Genomic DNA, 22,885 nt, shown 5'->3' on the forward strand with positions numbered 1-22,885 from the left:
GGCGACGCCCTGCTCGCCCCCTCCATCACCCGCCGCCTCATCGAGGACGTCGCCCGCCGCCGCGTGCGCCGCGACGGCCACCGCCGCCTGGCCGGCCTCACCCCCCGCGAGACCGAGGTCCTGCACCTCGTCGCACGCGGTCTGTCCAACACCGAGATCGCCGGCACCCTCGTCGTCGCCGAACAGACCGTCAAGACCCACGTCAGCCGCCTGCTCGGCAAACTCGCCGTACGCGACCGCGCCCAGCTGGTCGTCCTCGCCTACGAGTCGGGTCTCGTCACCCCCGACAGCCGCTGACGGCGGGCCCGGCGCGGGAAGGCCTGCTTGCCTGAACCGAGCGATATCAAGCAGATCTGTCTGTTTATTCGGAAACTTTGGATGGAAGCGTGGACAGCGCCGCCCGCAACATCGGGCTCGACCGGCAGACCGGGCACGACGAGCGGTACGACATCGCCGACGAGTACCTCGAGGTCGTCTACAAGCTGTGGGAGGGCTCCCGGGAGGACGACGCGGTCCGGGCGGACGACATCTACGCGGACCCGGCCAAGGTCCACCCGATCTCTGTCGACGCCGGCCGGATCCCCCTGTCCCGCCTGATCGCCGGAGCGTGGCCGGGGCCCCGAGGGCCGTCGTCGTCGCGGTGCACGGCGGCGGCATGCGGGCGGGCTACTTCTCGTCAGGTCCGCCCCGGCCTCTCCCTGCTCACGCTCGGCGCCGGCATCGGCTACACAGTCCTGGCCGTCGACCGCCCCGGATACGGCAGTTCGGCCCCCTGGCTGCCCCGCGGGCAGACCCTGACGGAACAGGCCGGCGACGCTGCACGACGCCCTCGCCTCCTTCGCGGCCACCCATGACACCGGCGCGGGACTGTTCCTCGTGGCCCACTCCAACGGAGGCAAGCTCGCCCTCGCCGCGGCCGCCGAGGAGCGCGGCCGTACCCTGCTCGGCCTGGACATCTCCGGCCTCGGCAGCCGGCTCGCCGTGCACCCGCACCAACTCCCGGGACAGAACGGGCACGGCGACTGGCGCCGCCACTGGGGCTCGCTGCGCCTCTACCCGCCGGACGCCTTTCGCGAGGGCCGGCACCTGATCTCCCCGGTACCGGAAACGGAGGCGCGCGAGGGGCCGTTGTGGCCCCGGATGTACCCGCGCATCGCACGGAAGGTGCGGACACCGGTCCGCTTCACCTTCGCTCGCCAAGGACGCGGCACTCGCCCAGCGGCGCCTACGGCCCGTACGCGTACCTGATCGGCGTCTACGTGCTGCCCAAGCACCTCGACGAGAAGGTCGCCCGTCTCCACCTCGACGCGCTCGGCGTGAAGCTGACCACGCTGCGCCCGGAGCAGGCCGAGTACTTCGGTGTGCCGGTGGATGGCCCGTACAAGCCGGACCACTACCGCTACTGATCACGGTTACCGCAACTGATCACGGTTGCGCCGCGCGCTCACGGGCCGAGGCGGCACGGGTGAAGTCGCCCCGCTGTACGCGGGCGGTCAGCGGCTCGGCCCCCAGGGAGCCGTAGCCGGTGGCCGCCCACAAGCTCTGGTCCGCCGGGACGTCGAAGTACGGGACATCCCGGCCTTCGTGCCGGTCCGTGAGCGTCTGAGGCGCGCGGCGGGTCCGCACCGCCCAGGCGCACTCTGCGCACGCCGCGACCCGCAGGGACTCCCGGCGGCCGAGCGGCCGCCAGGTGATGCGCTGTGCGGCGCGGCCGCACCTGCGGTTGCGAGCCTGCGGTACTCCGCGGCCGGCCCGTGCAGCGGATTGAGCGTGCACAGCCGTGCGGTGCGCGCCGGCACGCGGGGCTGCTCCGCCGACGTCACGACCGCCTGCCCCGCCCTGATCAGCGCCAGTGCCGTCGCGAGATCACCGCCCCGGCCGTCGGCATCGATGTGCTGATCGCCGTCCTGATCCAGCAACAGCGTCGCCGCGTCCAGGCAGTCCCACACATGGCTGTGCACCTGGTCGCCGCCTCTGCCGTCGAGACGGTCGAAGTCCTCCTGGAGAGCGGTGAGTTCGCCGTCCTGCGCAGCCAGCCGGTGCCGGGCGCGGCGGGCGCCTCGACGGCGGTGCCCACGCGAGCGGGGGTGTGACCGCCTCGTAGCCGGCGTACGCCCATGACCGCTCGCCCCGCGACGCACAGGGCGCCCGCGCCCACGGCGCCACCCCGCACCCCCGACCAGAAGGGTCCGGAGAGGACCGGCGGGAGGGTGTCCTCGGCGACCGGGTCCGGGATGTCACGGGCGACCTCCGGACGGCCGGGCGGGCCCTGCGGGGTGTCCGCGATGTGCTCGGCCAGCTTCATCAGGCGCTGCTGGAGGGCCGGGTCCGCGTCCGTGTCCGTGTCCTCGGGGCCGTACTCCACCCACTCGTCGAGGTCGTGCAGCTCCGTGTCGGCCAGCTTCGCCCCGTAGTTGGCCAGGTCGACGGTGATGCTGCCGAAGGTGTCGATGTGGGCGACGACGTACACGCCGTCCTGCCCCAGCGCCTGGTGCAGCCGCTCGGCGAACACGTCCGCGTGTCCGCGCGACTCGTCGGCGTAGTCGAGCGGCAGGACCACGACGCGGACGGGCACGTCGAGCGCGTCGAGACGCTCGGCGAGAGACCGCCGCTGCGCGGGCGAGAGCGCCGGTACGGACTCGGCGTCGACGTAGACGGGGCCCTCACGCAACCCCGCCGCCACCCGCTCGGTGCGCAGCCGCATGTCCCGTGCCGTGGGGGCGGGGTCCCCGGTGGCCCGGGTGTCGCTGAAGGCGGCGCGGGCCCCGAACGGGACGACCAGCGCGAGCGCGGCCGAGCCCAGCAGGGGGACCCACAGCCACTTGCGGAATCCGCGATGGCGCAGGCAGTACGCGACGCCCAGCAACAGGACGAGGACCGGGAGCACGACGGTCAGCACGCCGGTGACCGTGCCCTGTCCCTCCCGCGCCTCGGGAGAGGTGTAGAGGGCAGCGGGCTTCTTCCCGCTGCCGCTCGCGTCCCCGCCGTCCCGCAGCCCGTCGACGAAGCGGGTGAACAGATCCAGGGCCGTGGCATCGTCCGGCAGCCAGTCCGTCGCGGTGTCCACGGCGCGGTCAGCGGGAACGCGGACCCCGTACGTCTCGGCCTCGATGTCGCCCCAGCCGCCGCCCCCGTCCGCTCCGAGGAGGACGTACAGGCCCTTGCGCCCGAGGCGGTCGTGCACGGCCGGCAGCAGCTCCTCTCCGTCGATCGCGACGGAGAACGGCAGGACCAGGACGTAGGTGGGAACTCCGGTGCGCTCGGCCTGGGCGACGAAGGCGGGGGCGGCGGAGCGCGGGACGGTGCGCGGCACTTGGTCGGAGATGTAGACGGGGGACGTGCGCAGCCGCTCGGCGAAGTAGCGGGCCTGGTCGTCGTGCCGCTGCGCGGCTACGGCGGTCGGCGCGGCCCAACCGGTGACCGACGTGAGCACCGCGCAGAGCACGAGCAGCGTCATCACACCCCGCACCGGACGCCATCCACGCGCCCCACCGCACATGCTTCCCCCTCGCTCTACGGCCGGAGGAAAACTTTAGCGGGCCGTTTCCGTCCAGGTGACCGGCAGTTCGTGGACGCCGTAGATGTTCATGTCGGTCCTGAGTCTCACCTCGCCGGCGGGGACGGCGAGCCTGAGGCTCGGGAAGCGACGCAGCAGTCCCGCCAAACCGGCGCGCATCTCGATGCGGGCCAGCCAGGTAGCGCAAGGAAGCCGAGGCCGGTCAGCTCCTCGAGGGTGAGGTCGTCATGGCGGGCCAGGTCGGACAGTATGTCCTCGCCGGGGGCGGCCCGTTTGCGCGTGACCAGTTCGGAAAGGTACGTGGTCAGTGCGCCGTACGCGGCCATCTTCTCGTCGAGCGACACGTCCCTCTCCATGAACTTGGCCCGCATCGCGCTCCATGGGCAGGCCGTGCGGGACGGGAACCGTCCGACCCATCGCGTTTCCTCTCGTGGCGGTTGTTGCGGCCACGATCGCCGACGGACCTGCCACACGACTGACACGGCTCTGACACCGGCCATACCGGGCCGGAAAATCCTGACCGGGCCCCCGAGTGTTCGCTGTACGTTGTGTGAGCGCGCTGAACAGGGGCCGTTTCCCGGCCCGCACCTCAGATCACACTTCGAGGCATCACAACAGTGTTCCTGACGATCAGTACCACCGGCACTCCGGAACGCCCGGCGACCGACCTCGGCTTCCTGCTGCACAAGCACCCCGACAAGGCGCAGGCGTTCTCCACCTCCTACGGCACCGCGCACGTCCTCTACCCCGAGGCGGACGAGCTGCGGTGCACGGCGGCGCTGCTGCTGGAGGTCGACGCGGTGGCGCTGGTCCGGCGCGGCAAGGGCAAGGGCCGCGGCGGCGCCCCCGACGCGGCGCTCGCGCAGTACGTCAACGACCGTCCCTACGCCGCCTCCTCCCTGCTCGCGGTGGCGCTGAGCAGCGTGTTCTCCAGCGCGATGCGCGGCGTGTGCAACGCCCGCCCCGACCTTCCGGCGCAGGCCAGGCCCCTGCACGTCGAGGTGCCCGCACTGCCCGCCCGCGGCGGAGTCGCAGGCTGTAGCGCCCCGGAGGCGGAGCCAGTCAAACACAGCGGCCCCGACCTCGTACGGCGCCTGTTCGAACCGCTCGGCTGGACGGTCACCGCCGACCCCGTCCCGCTGGACGTCCGGTTCCCGGACTGGGGCGACTCCCGTTACGTACGCCTCGTCCTCGACTCCGACACGCTCACGCTCGCCGAGGCCCTGCGCCACCTCTACGTCCTGCTCCCCGTCCTGGACGACGCCAAGCACTACTGGGTCGCGCCCGACGAGGTGGACAAGCTGCTGCGCGTGGGCGAGGGCTGGCTGCCCGGGCACCCGGAGCAGAAGCTGATCACCAGCCGGTATCTGGCGCGCCGCTGGTCGCTGACCCGGGAGGCGATGGAGCGGCTGGAACTGGTGCGGCTGGCCGAGGCCGACGACAGCGAGGTCGAGGAGATCGACAACGCGGTCGAGGCGGAGACCGAGGCCGAGGAGAAGCCGGCCCCGCTGGCCGTGCGGCGCCGGGAGGCGATCGTGACCGCGCTGAAGGAGTCCGGCGCCACCCGTGTCCTCGACCTCGGCTGCGGGCAGGGCCAGCTCGTCCAGGAGCTGCTCAGGGACGCGCGGTTCACCGAGATCGTCGGCGTGGACGTGTCGATGCGGGCGCTCACCGTCGCCGGCCGGCGCCTGAAACTGGACCGCATGGGAGAGCGGCAGGCCGCGCGCGTCAAGCTCCTCCAGGGCTCGCTCGCCTACACCGACAGCCGCCTCAAGGGCTACGACGCCGCCGTGCTCAGCGAGGTGATCGAGCACCTCGACCTGCCGAGGCTGCCCGCCCTGGAGTACGCGGTGTTCGGCTCGGCCCGCCCGCGGACGGTCCTTGTGACGACCCCGAACGTCGAGTACAACGTGCGCTGGGAGAGCCTCCCGGCCGGGCACGTCCGGCACGGCGACCACCGCTTCGAGTGGACCCGCGAGGAGTTCCGCGGCTGGGCGCACACCGTGGCCGAACGGCACGGCTACGACGTCGCGGTTTCCCCCGTCGGCCCCGACGACCCCGAGGTCGGGCCGCCCACCCAGATGGCCGTGTTCACCCTCGGGACCGAGACCGGGAAGGAGGCGAAGGCAGCATGACCGAGACACCCAAGGGGCGGGTCCTTCCCGTCACCGACCTCTGCCTGGTCGTCCTCGTCGGCGCCTCCGGCTCCGGCAAGTCCACCTTCGCCCGCCGGCACTTCAAGCCCACCGAGGTCCTCTCCTCCGACTTCTGCCGCGGCCTGGTCTCCGACGACGAGAACGACCAGAGCGCGAGCCGGGACGCCTTCGACGTCCTCTACTACATCGCCGGCAAGCGGCTCGCGGCCGGCCGCCGTACCGTCGTCGACGCGACCAGCGTGCAGCAGGACGCCCGGCGCCGGCTCATCGAGCTGGCCAGGCAGTACGACGTGCTGCCGATAGCCGTCGTGCTCGACGTGCCCGAGGAGGTGTGCGCCGAGCGCAACGCGGCCCGCACCGACCGCGCCGACATGCCGCGCCGGGTCATCCAGCGGCACATCCGCGAACTCCGCCGCTCCCTCAGGTACCTGGAGCGCGACGGTTTCCGCAAGGTGCACGTGCTGCGCGGCGTCGAGGAGGCCGAGCACGCCACGGTCGTCACCGAGAAGCGTTTCAACGACCTGAGCCACCTCACCGGCCCGTTCGACATCATCGGCGACATCCACGGCTGCGCCGCCGAACTGGAGGTGCTGCTCGGCAAGTTGGGCTACACCGACGGTGTGCACCCGGACGGCCGCACGGCGGTCTTCGTCGGCGACCTGGTCGACCGCGGCCCGGACAGCCCCGGCGTGCTGCGCCGGGTGATGTCCATGGTGAAGTCGGGCAACGCGCTCTGCGTGCCCGGCAACCACGAGAACAAGTACGGCCGCCACCTCAAGGGCCGCAGGGTCCAGCACACCCACGGCCTGGCCGAGACCATCGAGCAGATGGACCGGGAGCCGGAGGAGTTCCGCGCGGAGGTACGGGAGTTCATCGACGGCCTCGTCAGCCACTACGTCCTCGACGGCGGCCGGCTGGTCGTCTGCCACGCCGGCCTGCCGGAGAAGTACCACGGCCGCACCTCCGGCCGGGTCCGCTCGCACGCCCTGTACGGCGACACGACCGGCGAGACCGATGAGTTCGGGCTGCCGGTGCGCTACCCGTGGGCGGAGGACTACCGGGGCCGGGCGGCGGTCGTCTACGGCCACACCCCGGTCCCGGAGGCCACCTGGCTCAACAACACGATCTGCCTGGACACCGGTGCCGTCTTCGGCGGCAAGCTCACCGCGCTGCGCTGGCCGGAGCGGGAACTGGTCGACGTACCGGCGGAGCGGGTCTGGTACGAGCCGGCGAAGCCGCTGCGTACCGAGGCGCCCGGCGGGCACGACGGGCGCCCGCTGGACCTGGCCGACGTGCACGGCCGCCGGGTGGTGGAGACCCGGCATGCCGGCCGGATCACCGTCCGCGAGGAGAACGCGGCCGCGGCCCTGGAGGTCATGAGCCGCTTCGCGACCGACCCGCGGCTGCTGCCGTACCTCCCGCCGACGATGGCGCCGACCGCGACATCCCACGTCGAGGGCTACCTGGAGCACCCGACGGAGGCCTTCGCGCAGTACGCGGAGAGCGGCGTCGCCCGGGTCGTGTGCGAGGAGAAGCACATGGGGTCGCGGGCCGTGGCCCTGGTGTGCCGGGACGCGGACGTGGCCCGCAAGCGGTTCGGTGCTGGGGGTACGTCCCGCTCGAACGAAGCTGAGAGTGGGGGAGGCCCCACGGGGTCGCTGTACACCCGTACCGGCCGCCCCTTCTTCGACGACGCCTCCGTCACCGAGGCGATCCTCGACCGCGTGCGCACGGCCGCCGACGAGTCCGGGCTGTGGGACGAACTCGCCACGGACTGGCTGCTGCTGGACGCCGAGCTGATGCCGTGGTCACTGAAGGCGTCCGGGCTGCTGCGCTCCCAGTACGCCGCCGTGGGCGCCGCCTCCGGCGCGGTGTTCCCCGGCACCCTGGCGGCCCTGGAGGGCGCCGCCGCGCGGGGCGTCGACGTGGGTGACCTCCTGGCCCGTCAGCGGGAACGCGCCGATTCCGCCGCCGCGTTCACCGAGGCGTACCGGCGCTACTGCTGGACCACCGACGGCCTGGACGGCGTCCGCCTGGCCCCCTTCCAGCTTCTCGCGGTCCAGGGCCGCAGCCTCGCCGGCCTCCCGCACGACGAGCAGCTGGCCCTGGTCGACCGGCTCGTCGAGCACGACACCGGCGGACTGCTCCAGACGACCCGCCGCCTGTACGTCGACACCGGCGACCCCGGGTCGGTGCGGGCCGGCGTCGACTGGTGGCTGGAGATGACCGGCCGCGGCGGTGAGGGCATGGTCGTCAAGCCGGCCGGCGCGCTGGTGCGCGACAGCCAGGGGCGCCTGGTGCAGCCCGGCATCAAGTGCCGCGGCCGTGAGTACCTGCGTATCATCTACGGCCCCGAGTACACCCGCCCCGACAACCTCGCCCGCCTGCGCTCCCGCTTCCTGAACCACAAGCGGTCCCTGGCGCTGAGGGAGTACGCCCTCGGCCTGGAGGCCCTGGACCGCCTGGCCGAGGGCGAGCCGCTGTGGCGCGTGCACGAGGCGGTCTTCGGCGTGCTGGCCCTGGAGTCGGAGCCGGTGGATCCGCGCCTGTAGCAACGGGCCGGCCCCCGTCCGGACAGGTGACGGACCGGGGCCGGTGGCCGGGGGTGAACACGCGCCCGATTGGTCAAAGATGGAGGCATGGGATTCCACGTCGACTCCGAGGCCGGGCGGCTGCGCCGCGTCATCCTGCACCGGCCGGATCTTGAGCTCAAAAGGCTCACCCCCAGCAACAAGGACCTGCTGCTCTTCGACGACGTGCTGTGGGTGCGCCGGGCGCGTGCCGAGCACGACGGGTTCGCCGACGTGCTGCGCGACCGCGGCGTCACCGTCCACCTGTTCGGCGACCTGCTCACCGAGGCCCTGGAGGTCCCGGCGGCCAGAGCTCTCGTCCTGGACCGGGTCTTCGACGAGAAGGAGTACGGCCCGCTCGCCACCGACCACCTCCGGGCCGCCTTCGAGACGCGGCCCTCCCGCGAGCTGGCCGAGGCGCTGATCGGCGGCATGACCAAGCGGGAGTTCCTGGAGTCGCACGCGGAGCCGACCTCCGTGCGCTTCCACGTCATGGAGCTCGACGACTTCCTGCTCGACCCGCTGCCCAACCACCTCTTCACCCGCGACACCTCCGCCTGGATCTACGACGGCGTCTCGATCAACGCCATGCGCTGGCCGGCCCGGCAGCGCGAGACCGTGCACTTCGAGGCGATCTACCGGCACCACCCCCTGTTCCGCGACGAGACCTTCCACGTGTGGTCCGAGGGCCAGGCCGACTACCCGTCCACCATCGAGGGCGGGGACGTACTCGTCATCGGCAACGGCGCCGTCCTCATCGGCATGAGCGAGCGGACGACACCCCAGGCCGTGGAGATGCTCGCGCACAAGTTGTTCGCCGTCGGCTCCGCGGAGACGATCGTGGCCCTGGACATGCCCAAGAGCCGCGCCCTCATGCACCTCGACACGGTGATGACCATGATCGACGGCGACGTCTTCACGCAGTACGCGGGCCTCGGCATGCTCCGCTCGTACACCATCGAGCCGGGCGTCGACGACAAGGAGCTGAAGGTCACCGACCACCCGCCGGAGCACATGCACCGCGCGATCGCCGCCGCGCTCGGGCTGAGCGAGATCCGCGTGCTGACCGCCACCCAGGACGTCCACGCGGCCGAGCGGGAGCAGTGGGACGACGGCTGCAACGTCCTCGCCGTCGAACCGGGCGTCGTCGTCGCCTACGAGCGCAACTCCACCACCAACACGCATCTGCGCAAGCAGGGCATCGAGGTGATCGAGATCCCGGGCAGCGAGCTGGGCCGGGGCAGGGGCGGGCCGCGGTGCATGAGCTGCCCGGTCGAACGGGACCCCGCATAGACCAGCCTGTATATTAATGCTCTATTCCGTATAGAATTCCAGAAGTCCCGTTCTCGTACCCCTGGAGCGCCCCATGGCGACAGTCCCGACCGCCCTCGCCGGCCGCCACTTCCTGAAGGAGCTGGACTTCACGGCGGAGGAGTTCCGCGGCCTGATCGAGCTGGCCACCGAGCTGAAGGCCGCGAAGAAGGCCGGGACGCAGACGCAGTACCTGCGCGGGAAGAGCATCGCGCTGATCTTCGAGAAGACCTCGACGCGCACCCGCTGCGCGTTCGAGGTCGCCGCCGCCGACCAGGGGGCGTCGACGACGTACCTCGACCCGTCCGGCTCGCAGATCGGCCACAAGGAGTCCGTGAAGGACACCGCGCGGGTGCTGGGGCGGATGTACGACGGGATCGAGTACCGCGGGGACAGCCAGGCGAAGGTCGAGGGGCTGGCCGCGTACGCGGGGGTGCCGGTCTACAACGGGCTGACCGACGACTGGCACCCCACCCAGATGCTCGCCGAGGTGCTCACCATGACCGAGCACAGCGACAGGCCCCTCCAGGAGATCGCCTTCGCCTACCTCGGCGACGCCCGCTTCAACATGGGCAACTCCTACCTGATCACGGGCGCCCTGCTGGGCATGGACGTGCGCGTCGTCGCGCCGAAGTCCTACTGGCCCGCGCAGGAAGTCGTCGACCGGGCCCGGGGGCTCGCCCAGTCCAGCGGCGCCCGCGTCACGCTCACCGACGACGTGGCCGCGGGTGTCCGGGGCGCCGACTTCGTCGCCACCGACGTCTGGGTCTCCATGGGCGAGCCGAAGGAGGTCTGGGCCGAGCGGATCGCCGCCCTCGCGCCCTACGCGGTGACCATGGACGTGCTGCGCGCCACCGGCAACCCGGACGTGAGGTTCCTGCACTGCCTGCCGGCCTTCCACGATCTCGGCACGAAGGTCGGCCGCGAGGTCTTCGAGGCGCACGGCCTGGAGTCCCTGGAGGTCACCGACGAGGTCTTCGAGTCGGAGCACTCGGTGGTCTTCGACGAGGCCGAGAACCGCATGCACACGATCAAGGCGGTCCTGGTGGCGACCCTGGCCTGACCGCCCCGGGTGCCACGGCTGCTACGGCCGCCGCTGCCGCGGCACCACCGGCAGCCGGAACCACACTGCCTTGCCCGACTCCGTCGCCCGGTGACCGCAGGACGAGCTGAGGCTGCGGATGAGCAGCAGCCCGCGCCCGTGTTCCTGCCAGGGGTCGGGGTCCTCCCCGCGAGGCCTGGTCAGATCGCCCGGCGGCACCGGATCCGGATCGTGTACCTCCACCTGGCACCCGGTCGGCAGCAGTTCCACCACCAGCTCTATCGGCGCGTCCCCGGAGGTGTGCTCCACCGCGTTGGCCACCAGCTCCGCCGTGAGCAGTTCCGCGGTGGCGCTGTCGGCGGCGTGCTCCAGCTCGGCCAGCGCCGTACGGACCAGTGCGCGGGCCACGGGCACCGCCGCGACGGTGTGCGGCAGCGCGATGCGCCAGGAGGCGGGAGCAGCGGGGCGTTCGTGCAAGATGGGTCCGTTCATGAGCAGGCTGTCCTGCTTTCAGCCGCATGAATGCTACGTCCCCCTCAACGCGCGGCCTCGCGCACCCGCTCCCGTCGTTACCACCGTGTCGACGACCTGTGACGGATGTGACGACACGGCGCCCGGCGTCTATCGCGTGCTCATGACGACAGTCACGAATGAGTGATAACTTCATGGGGTAGAGCTCCGTGAGACAGTGCCCGCCGAGGAGGCCGCACGTCATGAGTCCCTTCACCGGCTCCGCCGCCCGCACCGAGAGCTGGCAGCACCTGCGCGTCGACCTCACGGACGGCGTCGCCACCGTCACCCTCGCCCGCCCCGACAAACTCAACGCCCTCACCTTCGGCGCCTACGCCGACCTGCGCGACCTGCTCGCCGAGCTGTCCCGGGAGAAGGCGGTACGGGCCCTGGTGCTGGCCGGCGAGGGCCGCGGCTTCTGCTCCGGCGGCGACGTCGACGAGATCATCGGCGCGACCCTCGCCATGGACACCGCCCAGCTCCTCGACTTCAACCGCATGACCGGCCAGGTCGTCCGGGCCGTACGGGAATGCCCCTTCCCGGTGATCGCAGCCGTGCACGGCATCGCGGCCGGCGCCGGAGCCGTCCTGGCCCTGGCAGCGGACTTCCGCGTCGCCGACCCCACCACCCGCTTCGCCTTCCTCTTCACCAAGGTCGGCCTGTCGGGCGGCGACATGGGCGCGGCCTACCTCCTGCCGAGGATCGTCGGCCTCGGCCACGCGACCCGGCTGCTGATGCTGGGCGAACCGGTACGGGCACCGGAGGCCGAGCGCATCGGCCTGATCAGCCAGCTGGCAGACGACGGCGCCGCCGACGAGGCCGCGCAAGCGCTGGCCCACCGCCTGGCCGACGGCCCGGCCCTGGCGTACGCCCAGACGAAGGCGTTGCTCACGGCCGAGCTGGACATGCCACTGGCGGCATCGGTGGAACTGGACGCCGCAACCCAGGCCCTCCTCATGAACGGCGAGGACTACGCGGAGTTCCACGCGGCGTTCCAGGAAAAGCGACCTCCAAAGTGGAGGGGACGGTGACTGTTCCCACCCCAGGGGCGCGGGGCGGTAGTCGATATGCGGCTACCGCCGCGTGGGCGCGCCCAGCCACAGCAAACCCGCACTCGCCGACGAAGCCCAGCCAGCCCCTACGAGTCGCGATCATCGGCGGAGGCCCCGGCGGCCTTTACGCGGCAGCGTTGCTGAAACGCCTCGACCCCACCAGAGAAGTCACCGTCTGGGAACGCAACGCCCCCAACGACACCTTCGGCTTCGGCGTAGTCCTCTCCGACGAAACCCTCGGCGGCATCGAGCACGCCGACCCAGTGGTCTACGAAGCCCTCCGCAAGGAATTCATCCGCTGGGACGACATCGACACCGTCCACAGAAACACCCGCCAAACCTCCGGAGGGCACGGATTCGCGGCCCTGGGCAGAAAACGCCTCCTACAGATCCTCCACACCCGGTGCCACGACCTCGGCGTGGACCTCCGCTTCCGTTCCGAGGCCCCCTCCCCGGCATGGCTGGCGGAGACGTACGACCTGGTGATCGCCGCCGACGGCGTCCACAGCACCACCCGCGAGGCTTACGCCGACGCTTTCCGCCCCCACCTCACCACCCACCGCTGCCGCTACATCTGGCTGGCCACCGACTTCGCCTTCGACGCCTTCCGCTTCGAGATCGCCGAGACCGAACACGGCGCGATGCAGCTGCACGGCTACCCCTACTCGCCCCACGCCTCCACCGTGATCGTCGAGATGCGCGAGGAGGTCTGGCGCGCCGCCGGTTTCGACGAACCCGACCCGCACGACTCCATCGACCGCTGCGCCAAGATCTTCGCCGACGCGCTCGACAACCGGCCCCTGCGTTCCAACAAGTCGACGTGGACCACCTTCCGCACGGTCGTCAACGAACGCTGGTCGCACGGCAACGTCGTCCTCCTCGGCGACGCCGCCCACACCGCCCACTTCTCCATCGGCTCCGGCACCAAGCTCGCCGTCGAGGACGCCCTCGCGCTCGCCGCCTGCCTGGAGGAGCACCCCGATACGGCAACCGCGCTGCACGCATACGAGCAGGAGCGCAAACCCATCGTCGCCTCCACCCAGCGCGCCGCCCGCGCCAGCCTGGAGTGGTTCGAGAACCTCGCCCTGTACCTCGGCCAGCCACCCCGCCAGTTCGCCTTCAACCTGCTCACCCGCAGCCGCCGCGTCACCCACGACAACCTGCGGCTGCGAGACACCCGCTTCACGGAATCGGTGGAGCACGAGTTCGGCTGCCCGCCCGGCACGCCCCCGATGTTCACCCCGTTCCGGCTGCGCGGCCTGACGCTGCGCAACCGGGTCGTGGTCTCCCCCATGGACATGTACTCGGCGGTCGACGGCGTCCCCGGCGACTTCCACCTCGTCCACCTCGGCTCACGGGCACTCGGTGGCGCCGGTCTGGTGATGACCGAGATGGTGTGCGTCAGCGCGGGGGGCCGGATCACCCCCGGCTGCGCCGGCCTCTACACCGACGAGCAGGCCGAGGCCTGGCGGCGGATCACCGGCTTCGTGCACGCGCAGGCACCCGGCACCGCGCTCGGCGTCCAGCTCGGGCACTCGGGCCGCAAGGGCTCGACCAAGCTGATGTGGGAGAGCACCAAGGGCACCGACGAGCCGCTGGACGCCGGCAACTGGCCGCTCCTGGCCGCGTCCCCGCTGCCGTACAGGCCCTACAGCCAGATCCCCAGCGAACTCACCCGCACCCAACTGGCCGAGATCCGCGAGCAGTTCACGAACGCCGCCGGACGCGCCGCGCACGTCGGCTTCGACCTGCTCGAACTGCACTGCGCCCACGGCTATCTGCTCTCCGGCTTCCTCTCCCCGCTGACCAACCACCGCGCTGACGCCAACGGCGGCCCGCTGGAGAACCGGCTCCGCTTCCCGCTCGAGGTCTTCGACGCGGTACGGGAGGTGTGGCCGGACGATCGCCCCATGACGGTCCGCATCTCCGCCACCGACTGGGCCGAGGGCGGGACGACCGCCGAGGACGCCGTCGGGATCGCCCGCGCCTTCGCCGCGCACGGCGCCGACGCGATCGACGTGTCCACCGGGCAGGTGGTCGCCGACGAGCGGCCGGAGTTCGGGCGGTCGTACCAGACGCCGTACGCCGACCGGATCCGGCACGAGGTGGGCGTGCCGGTGATCGCGGTCGGGGCGATCTCGTCCTGGGACGACGTCAACTCCCTGATTCTTGCCGGGCGTACGGACCTGTGCGCCCTGGCGCGCCCGCACCTCTACGACCCGCACTGGACGCTGCACGCGGCGGCCGAGCAGGGCTACACGGGCCCGGGTGCCGCCTGGCCGGCCCCGTACCGGGCGGGCAGCCGCCGCCCGCAGACCGGCCGCACGGACGCCCCCAAGCCGCGCCTCACACTGGGCAGTTGACCTCCCCGTAATGAGGTGTCACACGCCCGCGAACACCGCCCCCGCGTCCCGCAGCCGCTCGTGGAGCCCCCGGAACACGGCCGCCGAACGCGCGCCCGGCCAGTTGGCGGGGAGCAGGCCGCCGGGCAGGCCGGGGTCGGCGTAGGGGAGGTGGCGCCAGGAGTCGAGGGCGAGGAGGTAGTCGCGGTAGGCCTCCTCCGGCGGGGTGTCCTCCCGCCGCTCCCAGCCGTGCAGCACAGGCGCGTGCCGGTCGAGGAACGCCTCGTGCTGCTTGGCGATCGCGGCCAGGTCCCACCAGCGGGCCACCGCCTCGGCGGTCGGCGCGAAGCCGAGGTGCTCGCCGCGGAAGAAGTCGACGTACGCGTCGAGCCGCAGCCGCTGGAGGGTGTGCCAAGACTCCTCGTACAGCCGGGCCGGGGCGATCCACACACCGGGCGCGGCCGTGCCGAAGCCGAGCCCGGCGAGCCGCGAGCGCAGCACGTGCCGCTTCTGGCGCTCCGATTCCGGCACCGAGAACACCGCGAGCACCCAGGCCTCGTCCTCCGGCGACGCCGTCGCGTAGATGCGCCGGTCTCCGTCCTCCAGCAGCTGCCGGGCGTCCGGGGAGAGTTCGTACCCGGCCGCGCCCTGCGCCGTCCGGGCCGGCAGCAGCAGCCCGCGCCGTTTGAGCCGGGACACCGACGAGCGTACGGAGGGGGCGTCGACGCCGACCGCGGCCAGCAGCCGGATCAGCTCGGCGACGGGCACCGGGCCCGGCGTGAAGCGCCCGTACGCGCCGTAGAGCGTGACGATGAGGGACCGTGGTGCATGCTGGTCGGACACGTTGATCATCTTAGGTCGTGCTGGTCACTGGCGTGGCTTGTGGGCGCGGGATCATCGCTGGTCACCCTCGGCGCGCAGGCGGAACCGCTGGAGCTTGCCGGTGGCCGTGCGCGGCAGCGCGTCCAGGAAGACGATCTCGCGCGGGCACTTGTACGGCGCCAGCTCCTCCCTGACGAAGGCGCGCAGCGCCCCCGCGTCCCGCTCGGCGCCGTCCTTGAGCACGGCGTACGCCACCACGACCTGCCCGCGCGCCTCGTCGGCCCGCCCCACGACCGCCGTCTCGACCACGTCCGGGTGGCGCAACAGCGCGTCCTCGACCTCCGGTCCCGCGATGTTGTACCCGGCCGAGATGATCATGTCGTCGGCGCGGGCCACGTACCGGAAGTAGCCGTCGGGTTCGCGGACGTACGTGTCCCCGGTGATGTTCCAGCCGCCGTGCACGTAGTCGCGCTGCCGCGGATCGGCGAGGTACCGGCAGCCGACGGGGCCCCGGACGGCGAGCAGCCCCGGCTCCCCGTCGGACACCGGCTCGCCGTTCTCGCCCTGCACGCGCGCGTGCCACCCCGGTACGGGCAGGCCCGTCGTCCCCGGCCGGATCCGCTCGTCGGCCGCGGAGATGAAGATGTGCAGCAGCTCGGTGGCGCCGATGCCGTTGATGATGCGCAGGCCGGTGCGCTCGTGCCAGGCCCGCCAGGTGGCCGCGGGCAGGTTCTCGCCGGCCGAGACGCAGCGGCGCAGCGCGGAGATGTCGTACCCGTCCAGCTCGTCGAGCATCGCGCGGTACGCCGTCGGCGCGGTGAACAGCACCGACACCCGGTGCTCGACGACCGCGGGCAGCAACTGCTTCGGACCGGCGTGTTCGAGCAGCAGCGCGCTCGCCCCGGCGCGCAGCGGGAAGACCACCAGACCGCCGAGGCCGAAGGTGAAGCCGAGCGGGGGACTGCCCGCGAAGACGTCGTCGGCGCCGGGCCTCAGGACGTGCCGGGCGAACGTGTCGGCTATCGCCAGCACGTCCCGGTGGAAGTGCATGCAGCCCTTGGGGCGCCCGGTGGTCCCGGACGTGAACGCGATCAGCGCCACATCGTCGGCCGCCGTGTCCACGGCGGGGTACGGCGTGTCCGGCGCCGGGCGGTTCAGCAGGTCGTCCGGGGCGTCGCCGCCGTACGTCGTGACGCGCAGCCCCGGTATCTCCGCCTTGGCGAGGTCGTCGACGGACCGGATGTCGCACAGGGCGTGCCGGACCTGCGCGATCTCGCACATGGTGGTCAGCTCGTGCGGGCGCTGCTGGGCGAGCACCGTGACCGCGACGGCCCCCGCCTTCAGCACCGCCAGCCAGCAGGCGGCCAGCCACGGTGTGGTGGGGCCGCGCAGCAGGACGCGGTTGCCGGGGACGACGCCGAGGTCACCGGTCAGCAGGTGCGCGATGCGGTCCACGCGGGTGCGCAGCTCGCCGTACGTCCAGGTGCCGCCGGACGGGGTACGGAAGGCCGGGCGGCCGTCCGGGGGGCCGGTGAGGAGCTCTTCGGCGCAGTTCAGCCGTTCGGGGTAGTGCAGCTCCGGCAGGTCGAAGCGGAGCTCGGGCCACTGGTCGGGCGGCGGCAGGTGGTCGCGGGCGAAGGTGTCGACGTGGGCGGTGCCCCGGGGATTCATACGATTCGCCCCCTTGCAAGGTGGGCTCGTGGTGGGCTCGCATCAGGAGCGTATCGTGTTGGTGACGGCAGTCAACTGTGCGCGATAACCTGGGGAGTGGACCGGCAGCGAGGGAAGGGACACGGCGATGACCGCATTCTCGCTCGAACCGGAACACCTCGCCTGGTGTGCCGAACTGCGCATCCAGGCCGCCGAACGGCTGCGTCCGCTCGCCGAGAAGGGGGAGCCCGGCCGGGTCAACCGCCCCCTGGTCGCCGAACTCGGAACCCTCGGCCTGCTGCCCCGCCTGTTCACCTCCGGTGCGCTCGACCTGTGCCTGATGCGGGAGTCACTGGCGTACGCCTGCACGGAGGCGGAGACGGCGCTGGCGTTGCAGGGCCTGGGCGCGCACCCGGTGCACGCCTGCGGCACACAGGCCCAGCGCACCCGCTGGCTCCCCCTGGTGGCCGACGGCAGTGCGGTGGCCGCCTTCGCGCTGAGCGAGCCGGGCGCGGGCTCGGACGCGGCGGCGCTGTCGCTGGCCGCTCACTCCGACGGAGAGTCCGCCTGGCGGCTCACCGGTGTGAAGTGCTGGATCTCCAACGCTCCCGAGGCCGACTTCTACTCCGTCTTCGCCCGCACCACCCCCGGCGCCGGTGCCCGCGGTGTGACCGCCTTCCTGGTTCCCGCCGACCGCCCCGGCCTCACCGGCACCGGCCTCGACATGCTCTCCCCGCACCCCATCGGCGCCCTCGCCTTCGACGCCGTACCGGTGACCGCCGACGACGTGCTCGGCGAGGTGGACCGCGGCTTCCGGGTCGCCATGCACACCCTCAACCTGTTCCGGCCCAGCGTCGGCGCCCTCGCGGTCGGCATGGCGCAGGCGGCCCTGGACGCGACCCTCGCGCACACCGCGGGGCGGGACGCGTTCGGGGGCAAGTTGAGGGCCCTTCAAACGGTGTCCCACCAGGTCGCGGAGATGGCGCTGCGCACGGAGGCGGCCCGCCTGATGGTGTACGCGGCGGCCACGGCGTACGACGCGGGCGCCCCGGACGTTCCCCAGCGCGCGGCGATGGCCAAGCTGCTGGCCACGGAGACCGCGCAGTACGTCGTCGACGCGGCCGTCCAGCTGCACGGCGCGCGGGCCCTGCGCCGCGGTCACCTCCTCGAACACCTCTACCGGGAGGTCCGCGCCCCGCGGATCTACGAGGGCGCGAGCGAAGTCCAACGGAGCATCATCGCCAAGGAGTTGTACGAGTCGTGTGACAAGGAGCCGGACGCCGGCCAGGAGGCGCCGTGACCGCCGAGCGCATCAACCCGCCCGGACTCTCCCCGCCCGCCGGCTTCTCGCACGCCGTCGTCGCCACCGGATCCAGGGTGGTGTTCCTGGCGGGGCAGACCGCCCTGGACGCCCACGGGAAGGTGGCCGGCGGCACACTCCCGGAGCAGTTCGCGCGGGCGCTCACCAACCTGCTCACCGCCCTGAGCCACGCCGGCGGCACGCCCGCCGACCTCGCCCGGGTCACCGTCCATGCCACCGACGTCGCCGCATATCGCACACACGCCGCCGAACTGGGCCGTATCTGGCGTGAGTTGGCGGGCCGGGACTATCCGGCGATGGCCGTCGTACAGGTCGTGCGCCTGTGGGACGAGGAGGCGATGGTGGAGCTGGACGGGTTCGCCGTACTGCCGTAGCCGGGACGGTTCCACGACGGTCGGTGCGGACTCGCCACCGAAGCGGCCCCCACCGCCGCGTCCGCCGCACCGCCCGCGTCCGGCGCCGGGTCGTCCGAGACCGTGACCATCGACCCGACGGGCCGGATCGCCGCCGACGGCACCGTCACCCTCCGGCACCTACCGTTGCCCCGGCGCCACGGCCCCGGCCTTCGTCAGCGACTCCGTGGGCCATAGCTCCTCGACCGTGTGGTACGGCCTCGACGGCTCGCGGGCCGTGTGCGACGGGACGGAGCACCGCTGGGAGAGCTCGGGCAGGCCGGAGGCGGGTGCGATCACGGCCGGTGAGGCCCGCGTCGAGGCGACCGTGATGGAACTGCGCAGCGACTCCGGGCTGCCCCGGCCCACTTCCACGCGACGCACCGCCGTCACGCTCGTCACGGCCTGATGCGCTCCTGTCTCTCCCGGTCCTTTGCCCTGGCGTCCCGACATTTGCCAGGTCATGAGGCATACATGACCGGATGACCACAGATGCGCGGTCATGATGGTCGGCGTAAGTAAGGTATGCCTTGGCTAACTGCCCCCGGCGGTGGCCGTGGACGGGCCGGGAGGGCCGCAGCACATGTGGGACGACGCGTTTCCGAGCTTCCTGATCGGACTGAGGGAAGGACTCGAAGCCGGGCTCATCGTCTCCGTCCTCATAGCCACCCTGGTGCGGGCGGGCGCCCGGTCCCGCCTGCCCCAGGTGTGGACGGGCGTGCTGGCCGCGATCGCCCTCGCGATGAGCTTCGGCGCGGTCCTCACCTTCACCGCCGCGTCCCTGTCCACCGCCGCGCAGGAGGCCTTCGGCGGCTTGCTCAGCGTGGTGGCCGTCGCGTTCGTCACCGCGATGGTGTTCTGGATGCGCCGCTCGGCCCGCAGCCTGTCGGGGGAGATCCGGGAGAAGGTCACGGGCGCCCTGTCGATGGGCGCGGGCATGCTGATCGTGACGTCGTTCCTGGCGGTGGGCCGGGAGGGGCTGGAGACGGCGCTGTTCCTGTGGACCACGGCCCGCGCGGCCGGCGAGTCCGCGGGCCCGCTGTCCGGCGCGGCGGTCGGCCTGATCCTGGCGACGCTCCTGTGCTGGGGCCTGTACCGCCGGGTACTGACAATCAACCTGACACGCTTCTTCACCGCCACCGGCGCCGTCCTCATCGTCATCGCGGCAGGCGTCCTCGGCTACGGCCTGCGCGACCTCCAGGAGGGCGGCGTCCTCCCCGGCGGCACGTCGTACGCCATCGACCTGAGCACCCACATCGACGCCGGCTCCTGGTACAGCACCCTCGCGCAGGGCGTGCTCAACCTGACGCCGACGATGACCTGGCTCCAGACGGTCGGCTACGTCGTATACCTCGCCGCGGTGATGTCCCTGTTCGCACGAGGCTGGAAGACAACGGCCTCCACAAACCGCAAAGCCGGGCCGACTGCGGCTGAACGCGACCCCGAGCCCGCTCCAGCCGCCCCCACTCCCGCAGCCGCCGACGACAAACTCCCACAGGGGCCACTCGCACCCGACCACGCAAGCCGCACCGGTGGTGCGGGTGGGAAACACAACCCCACCGAAGGCGAAGCCGAGGCGAAACGCCGCCCCACCTGGCTTCTCCCCGCAACGGTCGTCACCGTCCCCGCCCTCCTTGCCGCACTGATCGTCACTTTCTCCCACCCCCAACCCACCGAAGGCCAAACCATCGCGGTCTCCGAAACCGCCTGCGGCGACGGCTTCACCGCCCCCAGCCCCGGCCGCCAGACCTTCCAGATGCACAACACCGGCAACCAGACGTCCGAGGTCTACCTCATCGACCCGACCACCAACGCGGTCTACGGCGAGATAGAGGGCCTCGCCCCCGGCACCACCCGCGACCTCGTCGCAACCGTCACCGGCGGCACATACGCCTGGCGCTGCGTCCCCACCGACGGCAGGTCCGTCACCTCCCACGCCGTCCACGTCAACGGCACCCGCGGCACAACCGGCGCCGTCGTCCCCGTCTCGGTCCACGACCTCGCCGCCCCCCTCAAGGCGTACAAGACCTACGTGAACCACGGCCTGACCACCCTCGTCACCCAGACCCGCAAACTCGCCGACGACATCCAGGCCGGCCACCTGACCACGGCCCGCACCGACTGGCTCACCGCCCACCGCACCTACGCCTCGCTCGGCGCCGCCTACGGCACGTTCGAGGACTTCGACCAGAAGATCAACGGCAGGCCGGACGGCTTGCCCGGCGGCGTCCACGACAAGGCGTTCACCGGCTTCCACCGGATCGAGTACGGACTGTGGCACGGCCAGCCGACGGACGAACTCAAGGGCCCCGCACACCAACTCGCCGCCGACACCGCCGGTTTGCGCAAGTCCTTCCCGCACCAGGACTTCGACCCCGCCGATCTCCCCCTGCGCACCCACGAGATCCTGGAGAACACCCTCCAGTTCGAGCTGACCGGCGACGCCGACCAGGGCAGCGGCACCGAGCTGGCCACCGCCGACGCCAACCTCGCCGGCACTCGCGAACTCCTCGCCGTACTCCGCCCGTTGCTCACCAGTCGCGCCCCCCACCTGCTCCCCATCGTGGACGCGGACGCCGCCCGCCTCCAGGCGCTCCTCGACTCGGCCCACCACGGCGCGACATGGACGCCCGTCGACCGGCTGGCCCCCGCGACGAGAGCCCACCTGAACGGCGCGACCGGGCAACTCCTGGAGGACCTCGCACCGATACCGGACCTGCTGGAGATCAGGAAGTCCGCGTAATGACCGACCACCCCGCACCCCACCACCCGAACCGCCCGACACGCCACGAAGGGGAACCCGCCATGGCGGAACCCACCCAGCCCCCCGCCGACATACCGTCGGGCTGCCCCGCCCACGCAGGCCGCCGCACCTTCGTGAAGACGGCCCTCGGCGCCGGTGCCGCCGGCGCGGTGCTGGCCGGCGGCGGCCTCGCACTCGCCGAGAGCGGCAGCGGTACGACACGGGCGGCCGAGGCGACGAACGCCGCCGCCGTCCCCTTCCACGGCACCCACCAGGCCGGGATCCTCACCCCCGCCCAGACCGCCGCCGCGTTCGTCGCCTTCGACGTCATCGCCGACGACCGCCGCGAACTGACCGACCTGCTGCGCACCATCACCGCGCGGGCCCGCTTCCTCACCACCGGCGGCACACCGGCCGACCTGGGCGTCGGAGCCCCGCCCGCGGACAACGGCATCCTCGGCCCGGTCGTACCCGCCGACGCGCTGACCGTCACCGTCGGCGTGGGCGCCTCGCTCTTCGACGACCGCTACGGCCTCGCCAGGGCGAAGCCGCGCCACCTCACGTCGATGCGCACCTTCCCCAACGACAACCTCCACCCGGCCGAGTGCCACGGCGACCTGTCCCTGCAGATCTGCGCGGCCCGCCAGGACACCGTGCTGCACGCGCTGCGCGACATCGCCAGGCACACCCGCGGCGCGATGCAGATCCGGTGGCGTATCGACGGTTTCCAGAACGCCCCGCGCCCCAGCGGCGCCCAGCGAAACCTGTTCGGCTTCAAGGACGGCATCGCCAACCCGGACACCGCCTCCGCCCGCGAGATGAACCGCCTCGTCTGGGTGGGCGCCGGGCAGGGCGAGCCGGACTGGGCCGAGGACGGCAGCTACCAGGTGATCCGCATCATCCGCATGCTCGTGGAGTTCTGGGACCGGGTCTCGCTGAGCGAGCAGGAGAACATGTTCGGCCGCCGCAAGGACACCGGCGCCCCGCTGGACGGGGCCAAGGAGACCGACGCCCCGAACTACGCCAAGGACCCCAAGGGCACGGCCATCCCGCTCGACTCCCACATCCGCCTCGCCAACCCACGCACCCATGCCACCGACAACTCCCGCATCCTGCGCCGCGGTTACAACTACGACCGGGGCGTCGACGCGGTCGGCAACCTCGACATGGGCCTGGTCTTCTGCTGCTACCAGCAGGACGTCCGCCGCCAGTTCGACGCCGTCCAGACCCGCCTGATCGACGAACCCCTGGTCGACTACATCTCCCCGACCGGCGGCGGCTACTTCTTCGCCCTCCCCGGCGCCCGCGATTCCACCGACTGGCTCGGCCGCACCCTGCTCGCGACCTGAGCCGCCCGGCCGGCGGTGACAGCCTGCCCGGTCAGCCCGGTGGGCGACATCATCTTCAGCCGCCGCCGGCGTCATCGTCGGCACCTGCTCCGGCGCGGTGTCGCAGCG

General features: G+C 72.1%; 19 protein-coding genes and 2 pseudogenes. 15 read left to right on the forward strand and 6 right to left on the reverse strand.

The features are described from left to right. From H8R17_RS36385 to H8R17_RS36400, 4 genes and pseudogenes are all read left to right on the forward strand, one after another. On the forward strand, positions 1-297 hold a 297-nt coding region (locus H8R17_RS36385), incomplete at its 5' end, for a LuxR C-terminal-related transcriptional regulator (RefSeq protein WP_187827484.1). Positions 298-386: 89 nt separating this feature from the next. Further along, complete coding sequence (locus H8R17_RS47780; protein ID WP_262505789.1) at positions 387-854, forward strand: hypothetical protein; 468 nt, start codon at positions 387-389, stop codon at positions 852-854. Positions 855-876: 22 nt separating this feature from the next. Then, positions 877-1,248, forward strand: a complete 372-nt coding sequence (locus H8R17_RS47785; RefSeq protein ID WP_187827504.1) for a hypothetical protein — start codon at positions 877-879, stop codon at positions 1,246-1,248. Then, a pseudogene (locus tag H8R17_RS36400) lies at positions 1,248-1,406 on the forward strand (adenosylhomocysteinase); the annotation flags it as partial. The gene H8R17_RS47785 and the pseudogene H8R17_RS36400, both read left to right, overlap by 1 nt. A 19-nt stretch (positions 1,407-1,425) precedes the next feature. Here the strand turns inward: H8R17_RS36400 and H8R17_RS36405 are convergent. From H8R17_RS36405 to H8R17_RS48935, 3 genes and pseudogenes are all read right to left on the reverse strand, one after another. Further along, positions 1,426-1,776, reverse strand: coding sequence for a hypothetical protein (locus H8R17_RS36405; RefSeq protein WP_262505790.1), 351 nt, complete (start codon positions 1,774-1,776; stop codon positions 1,426-1,428). Positions 1,777-1,843: 67 nt separating this feature from the next. Beyond that, the gene (locus H8R17_RS36410; protein ID WP_187827485.1) at positions 1,844-3,460 is read right to left on the reverse strand and encodes a hypothetical protein; all 1,617 of its coding nucleotides are present in this window, start codon (positions 3,458-3,460) and stop codon (positions 1,844-1,846) included. A gap of 72 nt (positions 3,461-3,532) precedes the next feature. Next, a pseudogene (locus tag H8R17_RS48935) lies at positions 3,533-3,882 on the reverse strand (cytochrome P450); the annotation flags it as partial. 252 nt (positions 3,883-4,134) lie between these two features. Between H8R17_RS48935 and H8R17_RS36420 the strand changes: the two are divergent. The 4 genes from H8R17_RS36420 (at position 4,135) to argF (ending at position 10,617) form a co-directional block, all read left to right on the forward strand. After that, entirely contained in the window at positions 4,135-5,652 is a 1,518-nt protein-coding gene (locus tag H8R17_RS36420) for a 3' terminal RNA ribose 2'-O-methyltransferase Hen1 (RefSeq protein ID WP_187827486.1), read from the forward strand. Next, positions 5,649-8,225 carry a polynucleotide kinase-phosphatase gene (locus tag H8R17_RS36425; RefSeq protein ID WP_187827487.1) on the forward strand — a complete coding sequence of 859 codons (2,577 nt, stop codon included), beginning with the start codon at positions 5,649-5,651 and terminating at the stop codon, positions 8,223-8,225. Before H8R17_RS36420 ends, H8R17_RS36425 begins: the two co-directional genes overlap by 4 nt. Before the next feature lie 87 nt (positions 8,226-8,312). Next, positions 8,313-9,536: an arginine deiminase gene (locus H8R17_RS36430; RefSeq protein WP_187827488.1), complete on the forward strand. Its 1,224-nt coding sequence runs from the start codon at positions 8,313-8,315 to the stop codon at positions 9,534-9,536. Positions 9,537-9,609: 73 nt separating this feature from the next. Further along, positions 9,610-10,617 carry an ornithine carbamoyltransferase gene (gene argF, locus H8R17_RS36435; protein WP_187827489.1) on the forward strand — a complete coding sequence of 336 codons (1,008 nt, stop codon included), beginning with the start codon at positions 9,610-9,612 and terminating at the stop codon, positions 10,615-10,617. A 21-nt stretch (positions 10,618-10,638) separates the two neighbouring features. Here argF and H8R17_RS36440 read toward each other — a convergent pair whose 3' ends face one another. Further along, positions 10,639-11,088, reverse strand: coding sequence for an ATP-binding protein (locus H8R17_RS36440; RefSeq protein WP_187827490.1), 450 nt, complete (start codon positions 11,086-11,088; stop codon positions 10,639-10,641). A 221-nt stretch (positions 11,089-11,309) separates the two neighbouring features. Between H8R17_RS36440 and H8R17_RS36445 the strand changes: the two genes are divergently transcribed. Together H8R17_RS36445 and H8R17_RS36450 are read left to right on the forward strand one after the other, a co-directional pair. Next, positions 11,310-12,137 carry an enoyl-CoA hydratase family protein gene (locus H8R17_RS36445; RefSeq protein ID WP_187827491.1) on the forward strand — a complete coding sequence of 276 codons (828 nt, stop codon included), beginning with the start codon at positions 11,310-11,312 and terminating at the stop codon, positions 12,135-12,137. Further along, positions 12,134-14,521: a bifunctional salicylyl-CoA 5-hydroxylase/oxidoreductase gene (locus H8R17_RS36450; protein ID WP_316959634.1), complete on the forward strand. Its 2,388-nt coding sequence runs from the start codon at positions 12,134-12,136 to the stop codon at positions 14,519-14,521. Before H8R17_RS36445 ends, H8R17_RS36450 begins: the two co-directional genes overlap by 4 nt. Positions 14,522-14,539: 18 nt before the next feature. On the opposite strand, the gene H8R17_RS36455 is transcribed toward H8R17_RS36450, so the two are convergent. Together H8R17_RS36455 and H8R17_RS36460 are read right to left on the reverse strand one after the other, a co-directional pair. Further along, complete coding sequence (locus tag H8R17_RS36455; protein ID WP_187827493.1) at positions 14,540-15,352, reverse strand: PaaX family transcriptional regulator C-terminal domain-containing protein; 813 nt, start codon at positions 15,350-15,352, stop codon at positions 14,540-14,542. A gap of 42 nt (positions 15,353-15,394) precedes the next feature. Continuing rightward, on the reverse strand, positions 15,395-16,993 hold the full coding sequence (locus H8R17_RS36460; protein WP_187827494.1) for an AMP-binding protein: 1,599 nt from the start codon (positions 16,991-16,993) through the stop codon (positions 15,395-15,397). A gap of 127 nt (positions 16,994-17,120) precedes the next feature. Between H8R17_RS36460 and H8R17_RS36465 the strand changes: the two genes are divergently transcribed. From H8R17_RS36465 to efeB, 5 genes are all read left to right on the forward strand, one after another. Then, positions 17,121-18,272: an acyl-CoA dehydrogenase family protein gene (locus H8R17_RS36465; RefSeq protein ID WP_187827495.1), complete on the forward strand. Its 1,152-nt coding sequence runs from the start codon at positions 17,121-17,123 to the stop codon at positions 18,270-18,272. Next, positions 18,269-18,667, forward strand: a complete 399-nt coding sequence (locus H8R17_RS36470; RefSeq protein ID WP_187827496.1) for a RidA family protein — start codon at positions 18,269-18,271, stop codon at positions 18,665-18,667. Before H8R17_RS36465 ends, H8R17_RS36470 begins: the two co-directional genes overlap by 4 nt. A 205-nt stretch (positions 18,668-18,872) precedes the next feature. Then, positions 18,873-19,094, forward strand: a complete 222-nt coding sequence (locus H8R17_RS45960; protein ID WP_187827497.1) for a DUF6299 family protein — start codon at positions 18,873-18,875, stop codon at positions 19,092-19,094. 174 nt (positions 19,095-19,268) lie between these two features. Continuing rightward, positions 19,269-21,428, forward strand: coding sequence for an iron uptake transporter permease EfeU (gene efeU, locus H8R17_RS36480; RefSeq protein WP_187827498.1), 2,160 nt, complete (start codon positions 19,269-19,271; stop codon positions 21,426-21,428). Positions 21,429-21,490: 62 nt separating this feature from the next. Next, positions 21,491-22,777, forward strand: coding sequence for an iron uptake transporter deferrochelatase/peroxidase subunit (gene efeB / locus H8R17_RS36485; protein WP_187827499.1), 1,287 nt, complete (start codon positions 21,491-21,493; stop codon positions 22,775-22,777). The last annotated feature ends 108 nt before the right edge of the window (positions 22,778-22,885 follow it).

This window comes from Streptomyces sp. TRM68367 (assembly GCF_014495685.1).
Lineage (GTDB): Bacteria > Actinomycetota > Actinomycetes > Streptomycetales > Streptomycetaceae > Streptomyces.

Excerpts from the sequence above, each read along its gene's own strand:
- H8R17_RS36425 (WP_187827487.1), top strand. The coding sequence starts at position 5,649 with ATGACCGAGACACCCAAGGGGCGGGTCCTTCCCGTCACCGACCTCTGC.
- H8R17_RS36430 (WP_187827488.1), top strand. The coding sequence starts at position 8,313 with ATGGGATTCCACGTCGACTCCGAGGCCGGGCGGCTGCGCCGCGTCATC.
- argF (WP_187827489.1), top strand. The coding sequence starts at position 9,610 with ATGGCGACAGTCCCGACCGCCCTCGCCGGCCGCCACTTCCTGAAGGAG.
- H8R17_RS36440 (WP_187827490.1), bottom strand. The coding sequence starts at position 11,088 with ATGAACGGACCCATCTTGCACGAACGCCCCGCTGCTCCCGCCTCCTGG.
- H8R17_RS36445 (WP_187827491.1), top strand. The coding sequence starts at position 11,310 with ATGAGTCCCTTCACCGGCTCCGCCGCCCGCACCGAGAGCTGGCAGCAC.
- H8R17_RS36455 (WP_187827493.1), bottom strand. The coding sequence starts at position 15,352 with ATGATCAACGTGTCCGACCAGCATGCACCACGGTCCCTCATCGTCACG.
- H8R17_RS36460 (WP_187827494.1), bottom strand. The coding sequence starts at position 16,993 with ATGAATCCCCGGGGCACCGCCCACGTCGACACCTTCGCCCGCGACCAC.
- H8R17_RS36465 (WP_187827495.1), top strand. The coding sequence starts at position 17,121 with ATGACCGCATTCTCGCTCGAACCGGAACACCTCGCCTGGTGTGCCGAA.
- efeU (WP_187827498.1), top strand. The coding sequence starts at position 19,269 with ATGTGGGACGACGCGTTTCCGAGCTTCCTGATCGGACTGAGGGAAGGA.
- efeB (WP_187827499.1), top strand. The coding sequence starts at position 21,491 with ATGGCGGAACCCACCCAGCCCCCCGCCGACATACCGTCGGGCTGCCCC.